Annotated in this window: 19 protein-coding genes and 1 riboswitch; of the genes, 9 read left to right on the top strand and 10 right to left on the bottom strand. The window is 65.4% G+C overall.

The window, feature by feature from the left end; translation table 11 throughout:
• Window positions 1–16 precede the first annotated feature (16 nt).
• The 6 genes from mmsB to AC1DYM_RS08350 all read right to left on the bottom strand — a co-directional run bounded on the left by mmsB (window position 17) and on the right by AC1DYM_RS08350 (window position 6,956).
• Window positions 17–907: a 3-hydroxyisobutyrate dehydrogenase gene (gene mmsB, locus AC1DYM_RS08375; RefSeq protein WP_477337519.1), complete on the bottom strand. Its 891-nt coding sequence runs from the start codon at window positions 905–907 to the stop codon at window positions 17–19.
• A complete protein-coding gene (locus AC1DYM_RS08370; RefSeq protein WP_477337518.1) occupies window positions 904–2,085 on the bottom strand; it encodes an enoyl-CoA hydratase/isomerase family protein in 1,182 nt (393 codons plus the stop codon). The genes mmsB and AC1DYM_RS08370 overlap by 4 nt, the downstream gene beginning before the upstream one ends.
• The gene (locus AC1DYM_RS08365; RefSeq protein ID WP_477337517.1) at window positions 2,082–2,876 is read right to left on the bottom strand and encodes an enoyl-CoA hydratase; all 795 of its coding nucleotides are present in this window, start codon (window positions 2,874–2,876) and stop codon (window positions 2,082–2,084) included. The genes AC1DYM_RS08370 and AC1DYM_RS08365 overlap by 4 nt, the downstream gene beginning before the upstream one ends.
• Window positions 2,873–4,051, bottom strand: a complete 1,179-nt coding sequence (locus AC1DYM_RS08360; protein ID WP_477337516.1) for an acyl-CoA dehydrogenase family protein — start codon at window positions 4,049–4,051, stop codon at window positions 2,873–2,875. The genes AC1DYM_RS08365 and AC1DYM_RS08360 overlap by 4 nt, the downstream gene beginning before the upstream one ends.
• 11 nt (window positions 4,052–4,062) lie before the next feature.
• The gene (locus AC1DYM_RS08355; protein ID WP_477337515.1) at window positions 4,063–5,586 is read right to left on the bottom strand and encodes a CoA-acylating methylmalonate-semialdehyde dehydrogenase; all 1,524 of its coding nucleotides are present in this window, start codon (window positions 5,584–5,586) and stop codon (window positions 4,063–4,065) included.
• Window positions 5,587–5,711: 125 nt separating this feature from the next.
• Window positions 5,712–5,932: riboswitch (cobalamin riboswitch) on the bottom strand.
• 40 nt (window positions 5,933–5,972) lie between these two features.
• Complete coding sequence (locus AC1DYM_RS08350) at window positions 5,973–6,956, bottom strand: aldo/keto reductase (protein WP_477337514.1); 984 nt, start codon at window positions 6,954–6,956, stop codon at window positions 5,973–5,975.
• Window positions 6,957–7,156: 200 nt separating this feature from the next.
• Between AC1DYM_RS08350 and AC1DYM_RS08345 the strand changes: the two genes are divergently transcribed.
• Both AC1DYM_RS08345 and AC1DYM_RS08340 read left to right on the top strand, forming a co-directional pair.
• The gene (locus AC1DYM_RS08345) at window positions 7,157–8,053 is read left to right on the top strand and encodes a LysR family transcriptional regulator (RefSeq protein ID WP_477337513.1); all 897 of its coding nucleotides are present in this window, start codon (window positions 7,157–7,159) and stop codon (window positions 8,051–8,053) included.
• A gap of 21 nt (window positions 8,054–8,074) precedes the next feature.
• Window positions 8,075–8,209: a hypothetical protein gene (locus AC1DYM_RS08340; RefSeq protein ID WP_280136177.1), complete on the top strand. Its 135-nt coding sequence runs from the start codon at window positions 8,075–8,077 to the stop codon at window positions 8,207–8,209.
• Between the two features lie 57 nt (window positions 8,210–8,266).
• Here AC1DYM_RS08340 and AC1DYM_RS08335 read toward each other — a convergent pair whose 3' ends face one another.
• On the bottom strand, window positions 8,267–9,577 hold the full coding sequence (locus tag AC1DYM_RS08335) for a PQQ-dependent sugar dehydrogenase (protein ID WP_477337512.1): 1,311 nt from the start codon (window positions 9,575–9,577) through the stop codon (window positions 8,267–8,269).
• Window positions 9,570–10,013 carry a DUF2231 domain-containing protein gene (locus AC1DYM_RS08330; RefSeq protein ID WP_477337511.1) on the bottom strand — a complete coding sequence of 148 codons (444 nt, stop codon included), beginning with the start codon at window positions 10,011–10,013 and terminating at the stop codon, window positions 9,570–9,572. Before AC1DYM_RS08330 ends, AC1DYM_RS08335 begins: the two co-directional genes overlap by 8 nt.
• A 136-nt stretch (window positions 10,014–10,149) precedes the next feature.
• Here AC1DYM_RS08330 and AC1DYM_RS08325 point away from each other — a divergent pair, with 136 nt between their 5' ends.
• The 5 genes from AC1DYM_RS08325 to AC1DYM_RS08305 all read left to right on the top strand — a co-directional run bounded on the left by AC1DYM_RS08325 (window position 10,150) and on the right by AC1DYM_RS08305 (window position 14,630).
• Complete coding sequence (locus AC1DYM_RS08325; protein ID WP_477337510.1) at window positions 10,150–10,680, top strand: DUF2127 domain-containing protein; 531 nt, start codon at window positions 10,150–10,152, stop codon at window positions 10,678–10,680.
• Between the two features lie 124 nt (window positions 10,681–10,804).
• Complete coding sequence (locus AC1DYM_RS08320) at window positions 10,805–11,506, top strand: DUF3348 domain-containing protein (RefSeq protein ID WP_477337509.1); 702 nt, start codon at window positions 10,805–10,807, stop codon at window positions 11,504–11,506.
• A 10-nt stretch (window positions 11,507–11,516) separates the two neighbouring features.
• Window positions 11,517–13,613: a DUF802 domain-containing protein gene (locus AC1DYM_RS08315; RefSeq protein WP_477337508.1), complete on the top strand. Its 2,097-nt coding sequence runs from the start codon at window positions 11,517–11,519 to the stop codon at window positions 13,611–13,613.
• Window positions 13,610–14,260 carry an OmpA family protein gene (locus AC1DYM_RS08310; protein ID WP_477337507.1) on the top strand — a complete coding sequence of 217 codons (651 nt, stop codon included), beginning with the start codon at window positions 13,610–13,612 and terminating at the stop codon, window positions 14,258–14,260. Before AC1DYM_RS08315 ends, AC1DYM_RS08310 begins: the two co-directional genes overlap by 4 nt.
• Window positions 14,250–14,630, top strand: a complete 381-nt coding sequence (locus tag AC1DYM_RS08305; protein ID WP_477337506.1) for a DUF2894 domain-containing protein — start codon at window positions 14,250–14,252, stop codon at window positions 14,628–14,630. The genes AC1DYM_RS08310 and AC1DYM_RS08305 overlap by 11 nt, the downstream gene beginning before the upstream one ends.
• A gap of 22 nt (window positions 14,631–14,652) precedes the next feature.
• Here AC1DYM_RS08305 and AC1DYM_RS08300 read toward each other — a convergent pair whose 3' ends face one another.
• Both AC1DYM_RS08300 and AC1DYM_RS08295 read right to left on the bottom strand, forming a co-directional pair.
• Window positions 14,653–16,290, bottom strand: coding sequence for an alpha/beta hydrolase (locus AC1DYM_RS08300; protein ID WP_477337505.1), 1,638 nt, complete (start codon window positions 16,288–16,290; stop codon window positions 14,653–14,655).
• A 15-nt stretch (window positions 16,291–16,305) separates the two neighbouring features.
• Window positions 16,306–16,773 carry a cupin domain-containing protein gene (locus AC1DYM_RS08295; RefSeq protein WP_477337504.1) on the bottom strand — a complete coding sequence of 156 codons (468 nt, stop codon included), beginning with the start codon at window positions 16,771–16,773 and terminating at the stop codon, window positions 16,306–16,308.
• Window positions 16,774–16,897: 124 nt separating this feature from the next.
• On the opposite strand from AC1DYM_RS08295, the gene AC1DYM_RS08290 reads away from it, so the two are divergent.
• On the top strand, window positions 16,898–17,791 hold the full coding sequence (locus tag AC1DYM_RS08290; RefSeq protein ID WP_477337503.1) for a LysR family transcriptional regulator: 894 nt from the start codon (window positions 16,898–16,900) through the stop codon (window positions 17,789–17,791).
• Window positions 17,792–17,882: 91 nt separating this feature from the next.
• Window positions 17,883–19,367, top strand: a complete 1,485-nt coding sequence (locus AC1DYM_RS08285; protein ID WP_477337502.1) for a DUF1254 domain-containing protein — start codon at window positions 17,883–17,885, stop codon at window positions 19,365–19,367.
• Window positions 19,368–19,374: the final 7 nt, after the last annotated feature.

Raw genomic sequence — 19,374 nt, 5'->3', positions numbered from 1 at the left:
GCTCATTCGCCACCACCTAAGGCGTCTTCGCCACAAGTTTCACGACACTGGAGAAGTCAAGGCCGCCGTTGCCGGCCTGGCTGTTCATCGCATAGAGATTGCGTGCGAGTTCGCCCAGCGGAATCGATGCGCCCACACCCATCGCCGCTTCGGCGGCGAGCCCGAGGTCTTTGAGCATGAGGTCGTTGCCGAAGCCGCCGGTGTAACCGCGCGAGGCGGGCGCGTTCTCGAGCACGCCCGGCCAGGGATTGCAGACTTCGGTGGCCCAGCTGCGCGCGGTGCTCACGGCCATCATCTGCGATAGCACGGCCGGATCCAAACCATGCGCCGTACCGAGTGCGATCGCTTCGCCGGTCACCGCCATGATGACGCCGAGCGCCATGTTGTTGCACAGCTTGGCCACCTGGCCCGCGCCGTTGGCGCCGACATGGAAGATGTTCTTGCCCATGCTGGCCAACAACGGTCGTGCACGCTCCAGCGCATCGCGCTCACCGCCGACGATGAAGGTGAGGGTGCCGGCTGCCGCCCCGGCCGTGCCGCCGGACACGGGCGCATCGATCATCGCGAGGCCACGCTCGCCAGCGGCGCGAGCCACCTTCTGCGCGGACGCCGGGGCGATCGTGCTGCAGTCGATCACCAGTGCGCCTTCGGCGATGTGCCGGAGTAGCCCGGCGTCGCCGAGGTACAGCCCTTCGACGTGGCGGCTCGCCGGCAGCATGGAAATCACGACATCCGCATTTTGCACGGCGTCAATCGCCGTGTTCGCGGCCGTGGCGCCGTGGGTGACGGCTTGCGCCACCGCGTCGGCGGAAAGATCGAAAACATGCAGCGTGTGCCCGGCCTTGAGCAGGTTGGCGGCCATCGGGCCGCCCATGTTGCCCAGGCCGATGAAAGCGATGCGGCTCATCGTTCCGTCCTCGGTGCGGTGTCGTTACCCAGGTCGCGCAGCGGATGTCCGCCCGCGCTCCAGGGTTCGACGAAGAAGGGCTCGACCCAGGCCTGCGTGGCCTCGGTCAGGGTGGCCGGACGCCAGCGCGGCGTGCGGTCCTTGTCGATCAGCAACGCACGGATGCCTTCGGCGAAATCGCCATGGGCCGCGCAGTGCAGGGAAACGACATATTCCAGGCGGAACGTGTCCGCCAGCGAAAGAGACGCAACGCGCTGTTGCAGCGCGAACGCCAGTCGTGCCGACCCCGGTGCGCCCGCCTCCAGCGTCTGTCGTGCCGTGACCAGCCAGGGATCGTCGCCCGGCATGGCCTGGATAGCCGCCACTACGGTGTCGAGATCGTCGTGGGCACAGGCGGCCTCGATCGCGCCACGATGACCCTGCAGCGGACCCGGCGTAGCCGGCACCGCGAAGCCCTCCAACACCTTCGTGAGCAGGTCGGCGTTCGCGTGCCGGTCATCCGTCCATGCGGCGAGCAACAGCGCGGCATCGAGATCGTCACGACGGTCTGCCGGAAGCTGCACATCGGCGAGACCTGCATGGATGGCGTCGCCGCTGTTCAGTGGTGCGCCGGTCAGTGCGAGGAAGACACCCGCGTGCGCCGGTACGCGATGAAGCAGGAAGCTCCCGCCCACGTCCGGATAGAGGCCGATGGTGATCTCCGGGAAGGCGAGTCGCGCGCGTTCGGTGAGCACGCGATGGCTCGCGCCTGCCATCAGGCCGATACCGCCGCCCATGACGATGCCATGACCCCAGCAGAGGACGGGTTTCGGGAAGGTATGGATCAGGTAGTCGAGCCGGTACTCGACCGAAAAGAAGTCACTGGCATACGCGTTGTCGCGCACGTCGGTGCCGCCGCTTGCCTGGTAGTCGCGCATGGACCGATACAGGCTGTGCAGATCGCCGCCCGCGCAGAATGCCTTCTCGCCCGCGCCTTGCAACACCACCATGGCGATGGCGTCGTCACTGGCCCATGCGCGCAGCCGTTCGTCGAGGAGTCGTGCCATCTCCAGCGAAAGGCCGTTGAGCGTCTTCGCGGCGTTGAGTGTCGCGATGCCGATGCGCTTGCCGTTGTCGGCGACGCGTTCCTCGAACAGCACCGGTGCTTCGGGCGGCGGTGGGAGAGTCGTGTCGCTCATGCGTTCTTCCACGTCGGCGCGCGCTTCTCGAGAAAGGCCAGCACACCTTCTTTCTGGTCCTGGCTATCGAACAGGTCGACGAAGGCTTCGCGCTCGCTGACCAGCGCCGTGGCGTGGCTCTGCGTGCGCGTGGCCTGGACCAGGCGCTTGCAGGCCGCGACGCTGGTCGGGCTCTGCTTGCCGGCCTGAAGTGCCCAGGCGATCGCGCGAGCACGCGATTCGCCCTTCGGTACCACGTCTTCGACCAGTCCGATGCGCTGCGCGGTCGCTGCATCCACCCGCTCGCCGAGCATGATCATCCGTTTGGCCCAACCTTCGCCGACCAGGCGAGCCAGGTTCTGCGTGCCGCCTGCGCAGGGCAGCAGGCCCACGCCGGCTTCGGGCAAGGCCATCTGCGCCTGCTCCTCGGCGATGCGCAGGTCGCAGGCCAGGGCGCACTCGAGGCCGCCACCCATGGCATAGCCGTTGATCGCCGCGATGCTCACGCCCCGGAAGGCGGAGAGGGCTTCGAACGCCTCACCGAAGCGACGTGCCGCTTCGCGGGCCACGGCCTTGTCGCCGTCGGCGAACTGCTTGAGGTCGGCGCCGGCCGAAAAAAACTTCTCGCCCTCGCCCGTGATCACCAGGGCATAGATCTCGCGGTCGGCATCGAGGTCGTGGACGAGGGTACGCAGGGCGACCAGGCTGTCGCGAGTCCAGGCGTTGGCTGGCGCGTTTGAGAGCGTGACGACGGCCACGTGGCCGTCGATCTCCAGCGTAAGCCCGGTATAGCGCGTCGCGGTGTCGCTCATCGCAGTTCCTCTTCGGTATTGAGCAGGTGACGCGCGATGATAACGCGCATGATTTCGTTGGTGCCCTCGAGGATCTGGTGCACGCGGGAGTCACGCAGCAGTCGTTCGATGGGGTACTCGCGGATATAGCCGTAGCCACCGTGGATCTGCAGGGCGTCGTTGCAGATGGCGAAGCCGGCGTCCGTGGCGAAGCGCTTGGCCATCGCGCACCACACGGTCGCGTCGCTGCTGCCGGCCTCGAGCTTGCGTGCGGCCGTGTGTACCATCTGCCGCGCCGCGACCAGCTGTGTCGCCATGTCGGCCAGCTTGAACTGCAGGGCCTGGAACTCGCCGAGCTTCTTGCCGAACTGTTTGCGTTCGCCCATGTAGCGCCGGGCCGCATCCAGCGCGCCCTGGGCGGCGCCTAGCGAACACGCCGCGATATTCAGGCGGCCGCCGTCGAGTCCCTTCATGGCGATCTTGAATCCCTCACCCTCGCTACCCAGCCTATGGTCGGCAGGAATGCGCACACCGTCGAAGCTCACGCTTCGCGTGGGCTGGCTGTGCCAGCCGAGCTTTGCTTCGTTGCGCCCATAGCCGATGCCCTGCAGGTGGGCAGGCACGGCGAACGCGCTGATACCGCGTGCACCACCCTCGGCCGTACGCGCCATCACCACCAGCATGTCCGTCGCACCCGCGCCGGAAATGAACGCCTTGCTGCCACTAAGCACGTACGTGTCGCCATCGCGCTCGGCACGGGTTTTCAGCGCGCCCGCGTCCGAGCCCGCACCCGGCTCGGTGAGACAGTAGGACGCCAGCTTCGAGCCGCTGGCGAGCAGCGGGCCCCAGCTGTCACGTACTGCCGGCGTCGCATGGGCGGTAAGCATCCAGGTGGCCATGTTGTGGATGCTGATGAAGGCGGCCGTCGACGGATCGATGGCGGCGAGTTCCTCGAACACGATCGCCGCATCGAGCCGAGTCAGGCCCGTACCGCCGGCCCGCTCGTCGACATAAAGGCCGCAGAAGCCGAGCTCGCCCGCCTTGCCGATCGCCTCGCGTGGGAATTCACTCTCGGCATCCCAGCGTGCCGCGTGCGGCGCGAGTTCGGCGAGGGCGAACGCCTGCGCTGCATCGCGGAAGGCCAGTTGATCGTCGCTCAGGTCGGTCTGTGGGGGTGGAATCCTTGGGATGTCCATGACCGCGGCCATCACTTGAGACTGATGGTGGTGTTGACGCCGACGTGGAGTGTGTCGTCGTCGAACCAGCGCTGCGTCACCGTCTTGGTCTGGGTGTAGAACATGACGACCTGCTTACCGTACGGCCCAAGGTCGCCCAGCTTCGACGCGCGCGAGCCGGTGAACGAGAACAGCGGCACCGGCACGGGAATCGGTACGTTGATACCGACCTGGCCTACGTCGATGTCTTCCTGGAAGCGTCGCGCGGCGGCGCCGGACTGGGTGAACACCGCCGTGCCGTTGCCGTTCGGATTGGCGTTGACCAGATCGATCGCCTCATCGAGCGAGTCGACGGCCAGGATGACCAGCACGGGCCCGAAAATCTCTTCGTCGTAGATGCGCATGCCCGGCCGCACGCCCGAGAAGATAGTCGGCCCGACGAAGTTCCCCTCTTCAAAGCCAGGCACCGATGGTTTGCGGCCGTCGAGTTCGAGGATGGCACCCTGCTCGACACCCGAGGCGATGAAGGCCTCGACACGTTCGCGCGCCGCGCAGGAAATCAGTGGTCCGACATCGGTACCGGCTGTATGGCCCGCGCCCACCTTCAGCGTCTTCGCCTTGGCCACGAGGTCGGGAATCCAGCTCTGTGCGTCGCCCACAAGGACCGCGGTCGATGCCGCCATGCAGCGTTGGCCTGCCGCGCCGAAGGCCGCACCAGCGAGGGCGTTGAGCGTCTGTTCCTTGTTCGCATCCGGTAGCACGACAGCGTGGTTTTTCGCGCCCATCATGCACTGCACGCGCTTGCCGCTCTGCGAGGCGCGGTGATACACGTGGGTGCCGACGCGCGTGGAACCGACGAAGGAGACGGCCTTGATATCGGCGTGATCGCAGATCGCGTTGACCACGTCTTCACCGCCGTGGATCACGTTGAGAACGCCCTTCGGGATGCCGGCTTCGAGCGCGAGTTCCACCAGCCGCATCGTCACCATCGGATCCTGCTCGGACGGTTTCAACACGAAGGTATTGCCGGTGGCGATCGCCATCGGGAACATCCACAGCGGGATCATGGCGGGAAAATTGAATGGCGTGATGCCGGCGCAGACGCCGATCGGCTGCAGCAGGGTAAAGGTATCGACGCCGCCGGCGACGTTGTTGGCCAGTTCGCCCAGTTGCAGGTTGCCAATGGCGGCAGCGTGCTCGACTACTTCCAGGCCGCGGAACACGTCGCCTTCCGCGTCGGGAAGCGTCTTGCCCTGCTCGGCGCTGAGCAGGGCGGCGAGGTCGCCCATATGTTCGCGAATCAGCTGCTGGTACTTCAGGAAGATGCGCGCGCGTACGCCGATGGGTGTCTTGCGCCAGCTCTTGAACGCCTGCGCGGCCGCGGCGACCGCAGCGTTTACCTCGTCGGCGGTCGCGAACGGCACACGCGCCAGGACCGCCTGCGTCGCGGGATTGACGACGTCGCGCCATTCGGTGGATCGGGATTCGACGAAGGCGCCGTCGATCAGCAATTTAACGGTCGCGACATCGGTCGCCACTGAGTCCAGCTTGTTCATGGTCCTGCTCCGTACGCTCACCCGCGAAAGGGGCGCTGCGGAGCAGACAAGAGGACACGGAGCAGCCGGTGGCCGCGCCGAATCAGCCCGTCCGGTTGCCCGCCGCAACACCCGAGGAGGCGCCCCTGGGGGCACCTGCACAGGCCGGTCTCCGGGCTTGCGAGCGGTGCATGTCGCACCACCCCGACACCTTCCCGCGCATCGCGCAGTGGTTACGTCGTCGGGTGTTCTCGCCTACCGTTGCGGGGGCAGCGCCGGCATGGGATCTTGCGATCCGCACCGGCTTCCCGTTTCACCCTGCTCGCTGCGTATGCAACGACAGGACACCTGTGATCCACCGAGTGTAGCGTGGCGGCGGATGCGCTCAAGCTGCAGTGCGGTAGAACTCAGCGCCCGACGAGGGCTTGCAGGTGCGCGGGGTAGCGCTCGCCTTGCAGCGAAATCTTCGACACCGACGCGTGGATGTCCTGGAGCTCGCTGGCGCTCAGCGCGACGTCGGCGGCACCGAGGTTTTCTTCCAGGCGGTGCAGCTTGGTCGTTCCCGGAATCGGTACGATCCAGGGCTTCTGGTGCAGCAACCACGCCAGTGCGACCTGGGCCGGCGTGACGTTCTTCGCTGCTGCAATGCTGCCGAGCAGGTCGACCAGCGCCTGGTTGGCCTTGCGCGATTCCGCGGTAAAACGCGGCACGCTGTTGCGGAAATCCTTGCTGTCGAAGCTCGTGCCTGCATCGATCTTGCCGGTCAGGAAGCCCTTGCCCAGGGGGCTGAACGGCACGAAGCCGATGCCGAGTTCTTCCAGGGTCGGGATGATCTCCGTTTCCGGTTCGCGCCAGAACAGCGAGTACTCGCTCTGCAGGGCTGCCACCGGCTGAACGGCATGCGCGCGACGAATCGTTTGCGCGCCGGCTTCCGACAGGCCGAAGTGCTTCACCTTGCCCTCGACGATCAGGTCCTTAACCGCACCGGCGACGTCCTCGATCGGTACGGACGGGTCGACACGGTGCTGGTAGAACAGGTCGATGACGTCGGTTCGCAGGCGCTTCAGCGAGGCTTCGGCGACAGCCTTGATGTGTTCGGGGCGGCTGTTGAGCGCGCCCTGCACGCCACCCACGTCGAAGCCGAACTTGGTCGCGATCACCACGTTGTCGCGGAACGGGGCGAGCGCTTCGCCGACGACTTCCTCGTTGGTAAACGGGCCGTAGACCTCGGCAGTATCGAAGAAGGTCACGCCGCGTTCGACGGCGGCCCGGATCAGGGCGATGGCCGCGTCGCGTTCGGTCGCGGGGCCGTAGCCGAAGCTCAGGCCCATGCAGCCGAGGCCGATGGCGGAGACTTCGAGACCGGTGGATCCCAGGGTGCGTGTCTGCATGTCGTTTCCTCGTTGAGATAGCCAATCTAGGGGTCGACCTCGCCCGCGACTACCTGGGCAATGTGGCTTGCTCTCATAGCGAGAATTCATGAATCGGGTGGCCGCGGGCACGGCAGCTGCTTCTGGTGGGCCGTTTGACGGCCTCGAACCAGCCGGAATGCTAAAGTCACGGCATCACTCATGATCAGGCGTCACGTGTCATGCGCAAGGATCTCCACGATCTCGTCGCCTTCCTTGCCGTCGCCCGAGAAGGAAGCTTTACCCGCGCGGCCGCGAAACTGGACACCACCCAGTCGGCCCTGAGCCACACCATTCGCAAACTCGAAGCTCGTCTCGGGGTGCGCCTGCTCGCCCGCACCACGCGCAGCGTGTCGACGACGGAAGCGGGGCAACGACTGGTCACCCGTATTGGCCCGATGTTCGACGATATCGAGACGGAGCTGACGGGTCTGAGTTCTTTCCGCGAGAAACCCGCCGGGGCGATCCGTATCAGCACCTCGGTCCACGCCGTCGAGGCCGTGCTCCAGCCGATGCTGGCGACGTTCCTGCCGCTGTACCCGGATATCCAGGTGGAAGTGTCGGCCAACAACGAACTGGTCGACATCGTTGCCGAACGCTACGACTTCGGTATCCGTCTTGGCGAGCAGGTGGGTAACGGCATGATCGCGGTCCGCGTCGGCCCGGACTTTCGAATGATGGTAGTCGCGGCGCCCTCGTACTTCGACGACCACCCGCGCCCGGCGATGCCGCAGGACCTCACCGCGCACAACTGCATCAACATCCGCTTGCCCACCTACGGCACGTTGTTTCCCTGGGAGTTCGAGAAGGATGGCCGCGAAATCAAGGTTCGCGTCGACGGGCAGCTGACGCTCAACAGCACGGCGCACATCTTGCGCGCGGCGCTGGACGGTCTGGGCCTGGCCTGGGTCCCGGAGGACATGGCTGCCGCGCACATCGAGGCGGGCGAGCTGGTGCCCGTGCTCGAGGACTGGTGCACGCCGTTTCCGGGTTATCACCTCTACTACCCGAACCGGCGGCACACCTCGTCGGCACTGACGCTCTTCGTCGATGCGCTTCGATACCGCGGATTGGCGTAATCTTCGTACCAGGCGCGCAGCATGCGCGACAACCCTGACCGAGGAGGCGTTATGAGCAAGGGCTTGGATTCAAAGAAGAGCGACAAGAAAAAGCCGGCGAAGACCATGAAGGAAAAGAAGGCCGCCAAGGACGAAAAGAAAAAGAACGCCCGCTGATCCGGTCCCCACCGCCGGCATAGCCGGCTCCCACAAGAGCCGGCTCCCACAACCTTGCTATCGGGCCGCCGTGACCCGCCACACGGTATCGCCGACATCGTCGGCGACCAGGATGGCTCCCTCCTTGTCCTGCACGATCCCCACCGGGGCGCCGAACAGCTGCTTCTCGTCCTTCGAGTAGAAGCCACTGACGACGGACACCGGCTTGCCGACCGGCGTGCCGTCCTTGAAAGCGACGAAGACCACTTCGTAGCCGCTCAGCGGCGATCGATCCCAGCTGCCGTGCTCACCGATGAAGGCGCCACCCTGGAAGCTCGCGGGGAGCGCGTTGGTGGCCGACATCAGGAAACCCAGCGGGGCGACATGCGAGCCGATCGCGTAGTCGGGCTTGATCGCCTTGGCGACCATGTCGGGGCGCTGCGGTTTGACGCGGGTGTCCACGTTCTGGCCGTAATAGCTGTAGGGCCAGCCGTAGAAGGCGCCTTCGTGCACCGAGGTCATGTAGTCGGGCACGAGGTCGGCGCCGATTTCGTCGCGTTCGTTCACGATTGCCCAGAGCTTTCCGGTGGTCGGCTCCCATTGCAGGCCGGTCGGGTTTCGCAGTCCTGAGGCGTAGATCCGGCTCGCGCCGGTGGCGACATCCACCTCGAGAACGTCCGCGCGGCGGTATTCCACGGCCAGGCCGTTCTCGGTGATGTTGCTGTTCGAACCGACGCCGACGTAAAGCTTTGTGCCGTTGGGGCTGGCCAGCAGCGACTTGGTCCAGTGATGGTTGATCGTGTTGGGCAGGTCGGTAAAGCCGACGCCGGGCGTCTTGATCTCGGTCTCGCCGGTCACATAAGGAAACTTCACGATGCCGTCGGTGTTGGCGACGTAAAGCGTGTCGCCGATCAGCTGCACGCCGAAGGGCGAATTCAGGTTCTCGATGAAGACATGCTTGTCCCATCCGCCGCTCGCGTTCTTGCGCAGCAGGGTGATCCGGTTGCCTCCCTTGCCGCCCTTACCCGACTGGTTCTTGACCATACTGGCGATCAGCTGCTTCGGCGTGGTGACCGGTTCGGTGCCGGGCCCGTTGGACTCCACCACCAAGACATCGTCGTTGGGCAACACGTAAAGCTGGCGCGGGTGCATGAGGCCGGAGGCCATGGCTTCGATCTTCAGCCCGGGTGCGACCGTGGGCGTCTGGCCCTGCTTCCAGCCGGCCTTGTCGGGTACCTGCATGGGCGGTACGAGGAAGCTCTGGGCCTTCGGCATGGGAGGGTTGCTGCCAGACTGCTGGTCCGGCTGGAGCGATGCCTTCTCGTCGCAGCCGCCGAGGACAGCGATGCAGGCCATGGCCAACACGCGTCGGTAGAGGGTCTTATTCATGGATGAGGTTTCCCGGCGTGGTCGGCTGCGCGGCGATGACGATATGGGCGACGGCCAGGAGCAGGACCGTGAGGGCCGACAACCAGACACCGGCGGGCATCACGGCGTAGGCGTCGCGGCTGTGCACGAAGGCGTTGATGACGGCGATGACGATGGCGATCAGGTTCAGCCAGAAGTCGAGCCGCTCGGCGGCCACGGTCGTGCGTCGCGAGGTGATCCACACCTGCACGAGGTTGACCACGCGGGGAATGATCGCGAAGAGCAGGCCGATGACGATCAGCCACGCTGCCCCCTTCATCCAGAGGATCTCGCCGCTTTTGGCGTAGGTGACGTCGAAGATCAGCGCGGCGACGAAGAAGCCGAACGGGATCGGGTTGAAAAGGCCGTAGATGGCGTTGGCCACGACGGAGCGACGCGGTGCGGGTCGGTAGCTCATGGGCAGGTGTCTCGATGGGAGGGCGGGAGGCGCTCGGGGCGGACGGTGCAAGCTAGTCCGGCTGGTGTCGAGGCTATGTCTGGGGCAGCACCATGGCTTGTACCGGATGCACCTGCTTGTCGACTAAGATCGGCGTATGGCCTCTGAAAGCACCTCGACCGATCCGGAAGCGACGCCCCATTACCCCGCTGGCCTGCGCATCATCGCGGTGTACAAGGCCGTGAAGACCATCGGGCTGATTTTCATCGCCATCGCGGCGTTCCGGCTGGACGAGCAGGAAAGCTTCCAGCATCTCGTGCAGTGGCTGGAGCACCTGCAGCTGACCGAAAGCAACGGCATGCGCTGGAGCCTGGTTCATCTGCTCGAAGGCATGGGTCCGGCGAAGTTCGTCGCCGTCGGCATCGTCGCCCTGGTCTACGCGGCCATCTTCGCCACCGAGGGCATCGGCCTGTGGTTGCGGAAGTACTGGGCGGAGTGGTTCACCGTCATCGCTACCGGCTCGCTCGTCCCGGTCGAGATCTACGAGTGCATCGAACGCTTCAGCTGGCTCAAGCTGGCCATCCTGGTCGCCAACGTGCTGATCGTGATCTACCTGGTCCGGGTCGCGATGCGACCGCGCGAGGGCCATGGGAGCCGGCCTGCCAACCCGCGCCCGAGCGGCGCCTGAGCACCGGGCACGCCATTCTCACGATGCCTTGATATTCCCGGTTTTCCGGAACGGGGCGGTCAGGTTCGTGAAACGGTCTGGTCGGCTTGGCGTGTAAAATGGTCGTCTTTTAACCGGCAGAACCGTGCAAGCAGCACCTCTACGGTCGACGGTCCGGGGCCCGGCGTTCATTCGCCTGCTGACACGCCTCACCGACGTCGACGCCCCACAATCCGGCGCGTCCCTTCCGGACCGGCTGAGCCACTGGCTCGACTGGAAGCAGGCTATTGCCTTGTCGACGGCGCTCGACGGCATGCCCGCCGAGCCGGCCGATGACATTCCGGCGTTCGGGGAGTCCGTGGAGGACGAGTGCCTGCGTGCGCGCGATACGCTGGTCCAGGCCATCGCCAACGACCGCGCCTTCCTGACCTCGGCGCAACGGCAGGCCCAGGGCATGCCGACCCTGGATGCCGCGAACGACTATGCACCGCTCCGCCAGCGCTACATCGCGCTGCAACGGAAGATCCAGGCGACCACGGGCAGCCTTCGCGGCAACCTGCGCGACATGCTCGCCCAGGCGTCGCCCGAGCTGGCCCGGCTGGCGGAAGTGGATGCTGTGATGGAGATGGCGCTGAGTCCCCGCGAGCAGTCCCTCCTGGGCAAGGTTCCGACGCTGTTGGGTGAGTACTTCGATGGCTTGCGCCAGCGCACCCAAGGCTCCCTCGCCGACGCGTCCGCGCTGTGGCTGGACGTGTTCCGCAAAGACATGCAGAGCGTATTGCTCGCCGAACTGGACGTTCGTTTTCAACCGGTCGAAGGCCTGCTCGCAGCGCTTCGTGCCAGCTAACTGGAAAGTCATGTTCAGAAATTTTCTCAACCTTGCAGTGTTCGTCGTCGGCCTCGTCGCCGTGTGCTGGATCGGCGTGGGCTATGTCGGCTCGAACCCGCTCGGTGCCGCCGTCGCGCTGTTGATCGGCGCCTGCTATGTCGCGGGTGCGTTCGAGTTGCATCGTTATCGCCAGGCCACGGGCACGCTCCAGCACGCGGTCGCCGACCTCTCCGTCCCGCCTTCGGGCCTGGGCAGCTTCCTCGAGCGCCTCCACCCCAGCTTGCGCAACACGGTGCGCCTGCGTGTCGAAGGTGAGCGCGTGGCCTTGCCCGCGCCGTCGCTCACGCCGTATCTGGTGGGTCTGCTGGTGCTGCTCGGCATGCTCGGCACCTTGCTTGGCATGATGGCGACCCTGCGCGGCACCGGCCTGGCACTGGAAAGCGCCACGGACCTGCAGGCGATTCGCGGTTCGCTGGCCGCGCCGGTGAAGGGCCTAGGCTTTGCGTTCGGAACGTCGATCGCCGGTGTCGCCACGTCGGCAATGCTGGGCCTGCTCTCGGCGCTGTGCCGCCGCGAGCGGCTGGAAGCCGTGCAGCTGCTCGATGTAAAGATCGCGAGCACGCTGCGCATCTATTCGCAGACGCACCAGCGCGAAGAAGCCTTCAGGCTCTTGCAGCAGCAGACCGAAGCGATGCCCCTGCTGGCCGATCGCCTGCAGGCTATGGTGGCGCGTATCGAGCAGTACAGCCAGGAGGCCAGCGAACGCCAGCGCACCAGCCAGGACGCGTTTCATGCCTCGACGGGTGAGATCTACGCGAAGCTTGCTGCCTCCGTCGAGCAGTCGCTGAAGGCAAGCGTGACCGAAAGCGCGCGCGCTGCGAGCGCCGCATTCCAGCCGGTCATGGAATCGACCATGGCGGGTCTCACGCGCGAGACGGCCTCGTTGCATGCCACGGTCACCGCGGCCGTGACGCAGCAGCTCGATGGGCTCACGAGTGTGTTCGACACCAGCACGGCCCGTGTCGCGGAGATCTGGAAGGATGCCGTCGCCGAGCAGCAGCGCGCGAACGAAACGCTGGCGGAGGACCTGCGCGCGTCGCAGGAACGCTTCGCCGAGACCTTTGAACAACGCTCGGTCGCACTGGTCGATGGTATGGCTGCGCGTCTGGATACGACGGCCGGGACCATCGCCGACGCATGGAACGACGCGCTGGAAAAACAGGATGCCGCGCATGAAGGCCTCGCGACGCGCAACCAGCAGGCACTGGTCGCCGCCTCGGCCGCGCTTGAAGAACACGCCTCCTCGCTGGTGCGCGTCGTACACGCCTCGCACGACGATCTGCAGGCAAATTTGCAGGCGCGCGACGAGGCACGACTGACGAGCTGGGCCGACTCGCTTACCGCGATGGCTGCCGCACTGAGCACGCAGTGGGAGAAGACGGGAGAGAACGGCGCTACTCGCCAAAAGGAGATCTTCGACGCGCTGGCCCGCACGGCGGCCGATATCGCCACGCAGACCCAGGCCCACGCGAGCGAGACCATCGCCGAGATATCCCGCCTCGTCGACGCGGCAGCAGAAGCACCGAAGGCCGCCGCTGAAATCGTCGCCGAACTGCGCCAGAAGCTTTCCGAGAGCATGGTCCGCGACACCGCCATGCTCGAAGAACGCAGCCGTCTGCTCGCCACGCTGGAGACCCTGCTCGACGCGGTAAACCACGCGTCCACCGAGCAACGCGTGGCGGTCGATGCCCTGGTGACCACGTCGGCGGATCTGCTCGAGCGCGTGAGCACCCGCTTCACCGATCACATCGAAACCGAGACCGGCAAGCTCGAAGTCGTCGGCGCGCAGGTCGCCGCGAGCGCCGGCGATGTGGCGAGCCTTGGCGAAACCTTCGGCGCCGGCGTGCAGTTGTTCGGCCGGTCGAACGAGGCATTGATGGATCGCTTGCAGGTCATCGCCACCGCGCTCGACAACTCGCTCGCCCGCAGTGACGAGCAGCTGGCCTACTACGTCGCGCAGGCGCGCGAGGTGGTCGATCTCAGCATGCTCTCGCAGAAGCAGATCATCGAGGAGATGCAGCAGCTTGCCCGTCAGCGCGTCTCCGTCACGGCGGAGACGGCATGAGCGACGACATCGAGTTCGAAGGGGAATCGGTCGCGCCGATCTGGGCCGCCTTCGGCGATCTCATGTCGGTGCTGCTCGGTGCCTTCGTACTCATTCTCGTTGGTGTAATCGGCATGCAGTTGCAGCTGTCGCACCAGCTGGATGAGGAAGTGAAGCAGCGTCAAGCGGAAGCGCAACGGCGCATGACGCTCGAGCAGGCACTGGCTGCGCCACTCGCCGCCGGTCGCGTCACGCTTGTGAACGGTCGTATCGGTATTCGCGGCAGCGTGTTGTTCGCGTTGAACTCCGATCAGCTGCAGCCCGAAGGTCGCGATGTGCTGAAGAGCCTGGCCGGTCCGCTGTCGAACTACCTCACCTCACGCGACGAAGTCCTCATGGTCAGTGGCTTCACCGACGACCAGCAGGTGCACGACAGCAATCGTCACTTCACCGACAACTGGGAGCTTTCGGCCCAGCGTGCGCTGACCGTCACGCGCGCCCTGATCGCCGAAGGCGTCCCCGCGCCATCGGTCTTTGCGGCAGCCTTTGGCTCGGAGCAGCCGGTCGGTGCGAACGACAGTGAGGAAGGGCGTGCGAAGAACCGTCGCGTGGAGATTGCGCCGATCCCGAAGCCTTCTTCTGCCGCGGCGACACCTCATGCGCCCTGAGCGCGGTCCACTCGGCCGTCTCGTGGACGAACTGGTGGCGCGTTCGTCGTCTTATCCGGTGCTGCCGGTCCTCGACGAGTTCCAGAAGACCTGGTCGCGCATGCGCACGGAGAGCCAGTTGAGGCAGTCCTTGCAGGAAGCGCCCGAGAACGCGGGTCCGCTCAACTCCAGCGCTCTCGTGCATCGGTCGATCGCACTGATGCGCGACCTGTCGCCGGGTTACCTGCAGCATTTCGTCTCGTACGTCGACGATCTCTCCTCACTGGAGCAACTGGGCCACAGTGGCCCGGCAGCACCGCGCGACGTGCCGCAGGCGGCGACGATCGGCAAGCGGCCCCGGGCAAAAAAGGCGCGAACGCGCGGCGACTGACGCGCGCCCCGCCCGAAGCCCGTTACTTTGCCTCGATGGCCTGCTTCGGGTCTGCCGTCGCCTCGTCGGGACGCGCCACCTTGTACATCTCCCGACTCATTTCCTTGAGTAGCGCATTCGGGTCGTCGCCCTTCGCGTAGAGATCCATATGCGCCTTGTTGGGCACGAAGCGGATGTCCGATGTCGCGTGCAGCTCATCGAGTACGGTCTTCAGCTTGTGCACCGCGCCGTCGAGGTACCAGCTGTCTTCCGTGCCCACGGCGATGTGGATCTTGCCGTCGAGATCGGGTTGAAGCGTCGGCCAGTTCAGGCGGATGTAGCGCGAGATATCGTAGTGCTCGATCCAGTACGTCTGGACCTGCGGATCGATCTGGCCCGAGTAGCGATCGAACAGGAGCATCGGTGTGCCGTCGAGATTGCGCGGCGAGAACACCCACTCGTACGACGACACCTGTCCGCCGTAAGGCCCGAGCACACGTTCCAGTCGCGCCGCATCCTCGAAGGTGCCTTCACCGTGGAAATGCACGCGGCTGATCGGCCACGGCTGTCCATCCGGACGCCGGTAGAAGTTCGCGTTGTTCGCGTAGATGTCCACGCCGGAGAAGTCGTGGAAGTCCACGGGATCGGGCGACGTCGACCAGGTACCGCCGAAGATCTTCGGGTACTTCGTCTGCAGCCACAGCGTCGCCCAGCCGCCAGACGAGTGCCCGGTAAGCAGGCGGCCCGAAGGCGTGGCATCCATGCGGTATTTCGCTTCGAGTTGTGGAATGAGTTCCTGCGTGAGCGCGTCGCCCCAAGGGCCGTTGTTCACCGAGTTGGCGAACTCGTTCGTTCCGGTCGCGCCGGACTGGTCCAGGAAGACCCAGATCATCGGCGGCATCTCGCCCTTGCTCGTCGCCAGGTGCACGATGACGAGATCGTCGACGAGGCTGTCCTTGTCGCCACCATAGGCATGCGTGTAGTACACCGTCGGGTAACGCGCGACGTCGCCCTTGTCGTAGCCCGGTGGCAGCAGCACCCAGCCGCGCATGTGAATGCTCCGGCCGGTGAAGCTCGACAACAGTGGGCTGATGACGTCGAGCGATTGCGTGCTGCGGCGCGCGGCCTGTGCATCGGCCTGGATGTCCGGCGTCTCCCAATCCAGCACCCAGGGATCGGGGTCGGCGCGCATTTGCACCAGCGGCAGCGTCGGCGGAATGATCAAGGGCAGCCGTACGCTCACCACGGGACTGACCAGGTCACCCGCATCGCGGCCGTAGTAGTTGTAGTCATGATCCTTGTCTAGCACGGCCTGCAGCAGGTACTCGCCTGGTGGCAGATCCGAGAAGCCCGTCGGAAAAGCGATGGCATCGGTATCGATCTCGGTGATCTGCCCGGGAGCCAGCCGGAAGATCTCCCGCGCCGCGACGGCGGTGCGTTTCGGATGCCACGGATCCGCATCCACCTGGGTGACCTTGCCACCCTTCGCCTGCGCCCGCGCCGCCTTGGCCGGCGTGGCGAAGACCAGCAGGCGACCCGACACGGGGCGGGTCGCGGCGCCGTCGAGCTTCACCAGGACGATCGGTGGCGTCCTGCTGGCTCGCCAGCGCAAGGCGACGCCGCTGCCGATCAACGCCACCGCGATCAGGGTGGCGATCCAGATGGCATTGCGCGGCTTCATGCGTTGGCGTGTTCCTTAAGCGGTGGGTCCCTTGGCCGGAGGGAAGATCGTAATGCCGAAGCGTGGCGCATGGCCAAGCAGCTTGTCGATGTCGTTCTTCGACGGCGGTGCGGGTGGCCACACACCGTCATCGTCCGTGACGCAAGAAGCTACGAAGTCCTCGAAGCCTGCTGGCGCACAGACGACGATGTAGCGGGCATCTTCGCTTTCACCCGTGACGAGGCGGTGAGGCTGGTTCGGTTGCAACACCATGGAGTCGCCCGGCGAGAGATGAAAGGTCTCTTCGCCGACGGTCACCGTGAGTTCGCCGGAAAGAAGATGGACCGATTCGGTCTCCCGCTCGTGCATGTGTGTGGGTGTGCCTCGCCCCGCGGGGCTGGTGAACTCGAGCATGCAGAACCGGCCACCGGTTTCGCAGCCGGCGATCAGCTCGCGTACGCGCGAGCCGGTGAAGATCACGGTATCGGCAGGTAGCAGGGACATAAAGGTGCTTCCTTGAGGGAGGGGAATCCCAAGGATGGGGCGGTGGGCCGGGTCGGATAAGTATCGTCGGGGTCACGATACTCGTGGCATCATGTCGTCAATGACTGTCAATCTGACTCAATTCGTGGCATTCGCAGCCGTTGCCAGGCGTCTCAGCTTCGCCCAGGCATCGCGCGAGCTCGGGGTCGCCCCTTCGAGTGTGGCGAAAAGCGTGGCCCGGCTCGAAACCCGGATGGGTGTCCGCCTGTTCGTCCGCACCACGCGATCGGTCCAGCTCACCGCGGATGGCGAGGAGCTGTTCCGCCGATGCAGCGACGTGCTGGCGCAGGTCACCGAGCTCGAGGAAATGACGGACGTCCGTTCCAGCGAACCGACCGGCATCCTGCGCATCAGCGCACCCATCGGTTATGGCGGCAAGGTGGTGATACCGGTGATTGGGCAGTTGCTCGCGCGGCATCCGAAACTTCGCGCGGACCTTCGCTTGAGCGACGAGCGTGTCGATCTTGCGAGGGACGGTCTCGATGGCACGCTTCGCTTCGGCAAGCTACCCGATTCGAGCCTCATCGCCAGGGAGATCGATCGCCAGCCCCTCGTGCTGTGCGCGAGCCCGAGGTACCTCGCGCAACGCGGCACACCGACAACGCCGGCCGAGGTCGCGGGTCACGACGTCATCGCCTTTCGCATGCCGGGAAGCGGAAGGGATCGTCCCCTCGAGTTTCGCGTGGACGGCGAAACCGTCACGCCGACGTTCACGCCGCGGATGTGGCTGAGCCACGGCGAGTCGTTGGTCGATGCGATGCTCGCCGATGGCGGGCTAGCGCAGGTGCCGCAGTTCATGGCGAAGGAGGCTTTGGCCACCGGGCGCCTGGTCGAACTCATGCCGACGCTCAGGCCCGAGCCTCTACAGGTGAATCTTGTGACATCGGGTGGCCGAACCCTGGTGCCCAGGGTAAGGGTGCTGCTCGACGCGATTCGCCTGCGCACTGGTTACGCCAACGCCAACGGTGTGCCCCAGTAGTTTTGCGGGCCAGGTACTCAGGGATCTACCGTTTCCGAGCGCCCTCGTCGGTTCCAGGCTGGAGGCCTGACTCTTTTCTTCGGCCGTCGCCATGGCAACCCAAAGCACCGAGTACCTGTCGCAATCCTTGATTCCCGCCCACCCCGGTTTGAACAACGGTGCCGGTGTCGCTGCGGGGCTCGCGGCGGAAAGCTATATCGAGTCGCTCGCACGCATCGTTTATTACTGGGGCTATCCGGCGGTCAACACGTTCGGGCGGACCAGCTCGTGGGCGATCATGAGGGATGGCCCGGGAGCAACGATGGGTCTGTTTCCCGGCGCGCCCAAGAACACCATGGGCTACCTGGACGATCTCATGGCGTCGGCTCAACGCAAGGTCGTGACGCCGAACCGCGACACGATTTACGGCGCAGGTTTCGCGGACCTCGCAGAGGATGCCGTGGTGATCCAGACGCCGGACAACGTTCCCGCGGGTCATTACTGGACGATCCAGATCGTCGACCTGTTCACCACCGTTATCCACCAGTTGGGTTCGGCGTCCCATACGCCCGGCGGCAAGTACCTCTTGGTCGGGCCCGATTGGGAGGGGCAAAAGCCCGAGGGTTTCGTCGAGGTGTTGCACTCGCCAACTCATATCGCGGGAGTCTTCGGCCGGAGCTTCGCGGGCCACGGCGCACAGGACATGGCACTTGCACGCAGCATCCTCAACCAGATCGGCATCGTCCCGCTGCGAAACGATCACCGCGGTCCGCTCGTCTTCGATTGCGAAGCGAGCGCGCGCAACGCGGTCTTTCCGCCCGGGCTGACACGCGAGATGGTGACGGCTGATCCGGACCTTCTCCGTGTTCGACCGGTGAACGCCGCGACGTTCTGGGACGACCTCGAGAAGGCGCTGGATGCGAGCCCGAAGGTGAGTGCCGATGACACGCCGATGGCTGCCCAGGCGCGTGCCTTGCTAGCGTTGCGTCGAACCAGCAGCGAACTGAAAGGCCTCATCGATCACGTGGCGCTGGCCGCCGATGCGGAACTGCAGGAAGGCGCGCGTTACTACCAGACCGGCGTCGACACGGGAAATGGCTGGCAGCGCCAACGCAACGCAGGAGCGTGGGGCGCCGACTGGTACGGCCGTGCGCAGGCGGCGGTCATCTACATCTACGTCAACGACTTTCACGAAGCGATCTACTTCATCCGTGGCACCGATGCGAAAGGGCAGCTGCTCGAGGGTCGCTACCACTACACACTGACGTTTCCCAAGGATGGGTTGCCCGCTGTCGATCGATCGCGCGGCGGCTTCTGGTCGTTGACGATGTACGACGAGGATTACTACATGCTTGCCCATCCGGACGGCGGCCGGACCAACATCGGTACGGCGGCGCTGGACGCGAAGGAAGTCGACGTCGCGCCGGACGGATCGCTCACGTTGCACCTGTCGTTCGCTCCGCCGGAAGACCCTGTCGCGCGGAAGAACTGGCTACCTGCGCCGGACGGGAAGTTTGCGTTGCTCATTCGCGCCTATGTCCCCACGGACGAGATCGCCAGTGGCGCGTACACCCTGCCGGATGTCGTGCGCGTTTGATAGCGAA

Source organism: Luteibacter sp. P1_D3 (assembly GCF_056406135.1).
The sequence above is the reverse complement of the archived record's forward strand: the minus strand, read 5'-3'. Positions and strand labels throughout refer to the sequence as shown.

Excerpts from the sequence above, each read along its gene's own strand:
- mmsB (WP_477337519.1), bottom strand. The coding sequence starts at position 907 with ATGAGCCGCATCGCTTTCATCGGCCTGGGCAACATGGGCGGCCCGATG.
- AC1DYM_RS08370 (WP_477337518.1), bottom strand. The coding sequence starts at position 2,085 with ATGAGCGACACGACTCTCCCACCGCCGCCCGAAGCACCGGTGCTGTTC.
- AC1DYM_RS08365 (WP_477337517.1), bottom strand. The coding sequence starts at position 2,876 with ATGAGCGACACCGCGACGCGCTATACCGGGCTTACGCTGGAGATCGAC.
- AC1DYM_RS08360 (WP_477337516.1), bottom strand. The coding sequence starts at position 4,051 with ATGGACATCCCAAGGATTCCACCCCCACAGACCGACCTGAGCGACGAT.
- AC1DYM_RS08355 (WP_477337515.1), bottom strand. The coding sequence starts at position 5,586 with ATGAACAAGCTGGACTCAGTGGCGACCGATGTCGCGACCGTTAAATTG.
- AC1DYM_RS08350 (WP_477337514.1), bottom strand. The coding sequence starts at position 6,956 with ATGCAGACACGCACCCTGGGATCCACCGGTCTCGAAGTCTCCGCCATC.
- AC1DYM_RS08345 (WP_477337513.1), top strand. The coding sequence starts at position 7,157 with ATGCGCAAGGATCTCCACGATCTCGTCGCCTTCCTTGCCGTCGCCCGA.
- AC1DYM_RS08340 (WP_280136177.1), top strand. The coding sequence starts at position 8,075 with ATGCGCGACAACCCTGACCGAGGAGGCGTTATGAGCAAGGGCTTGGAT.
- AC1DYM_RS08335 (WP_477337512.1), bottom strand. The coding sequence starts at position 9,577 with ATGAATAAGACCCTCTACCGACGCGTGTTGGCCATGGCCTGCATCGCT.
- AC1DYM_RS08330 (WP_477337511.1), bottom strand. The coding sequence starts at position 10,013 with ATGAGCTACCGACCCGCACCGCGTCGCTCCGTCGTGGCCAACGCCATC.
- AC1DYM_RS08325 (WP_477337510.1), top strand. The coding sequence starts at position 10,150 with ATGGCCTCTGAAAGCACCTCGACCGATCCGGAAGCGACGCCCCATTAC.
- AC1DYM_RS08315 (WP_477337508.1), top strand. The coding sequence starts at position 11,517 with ATGTTCAGAAATTTTCTCAACCTTGCAGTGTTCGTCGTCGGCCTCGTC.
- AC1DYM_RS08310 (WP_477337507.1), top strand. The coding sequence starts at position 13,610 with ATGAGCGACGACATCGAGTTCGAAGGGGAATCGGTCGCGCCGATCTGG.
- AC1DYM_RS08305 (WP_477337506.1), top strand. The coding sequence starts at position 14,250 with ATGCGCCCTGAGCGCGGTCCACTCGGCCGTCTCGTGGACGAACTGGTG.
- AC1DYM_RS08300 (WP_477337505.1), bottom strand. The coding sequence starts at position 16,290 with ATGAAGCCGCGCAATGCCATCTGGATCGCCACCCTGATCGCGGTGGCG.
- AC1DYM_RS08295 (WP_477337504.1), bottom strand. The coding sequence starts at position 16,773 with ATGTCCCTGCTACCTGCCGATACCGTGATCTTCACCGGCTCGCGCGTA.
- AC1DYM_RS08285 (WP_477337502.1), top strand. The coding sequence starts at position 17,883 with ATGGCAACCCAAAGCACCGAGTACCTGTCGCAATCCTTGATTCCCGCC.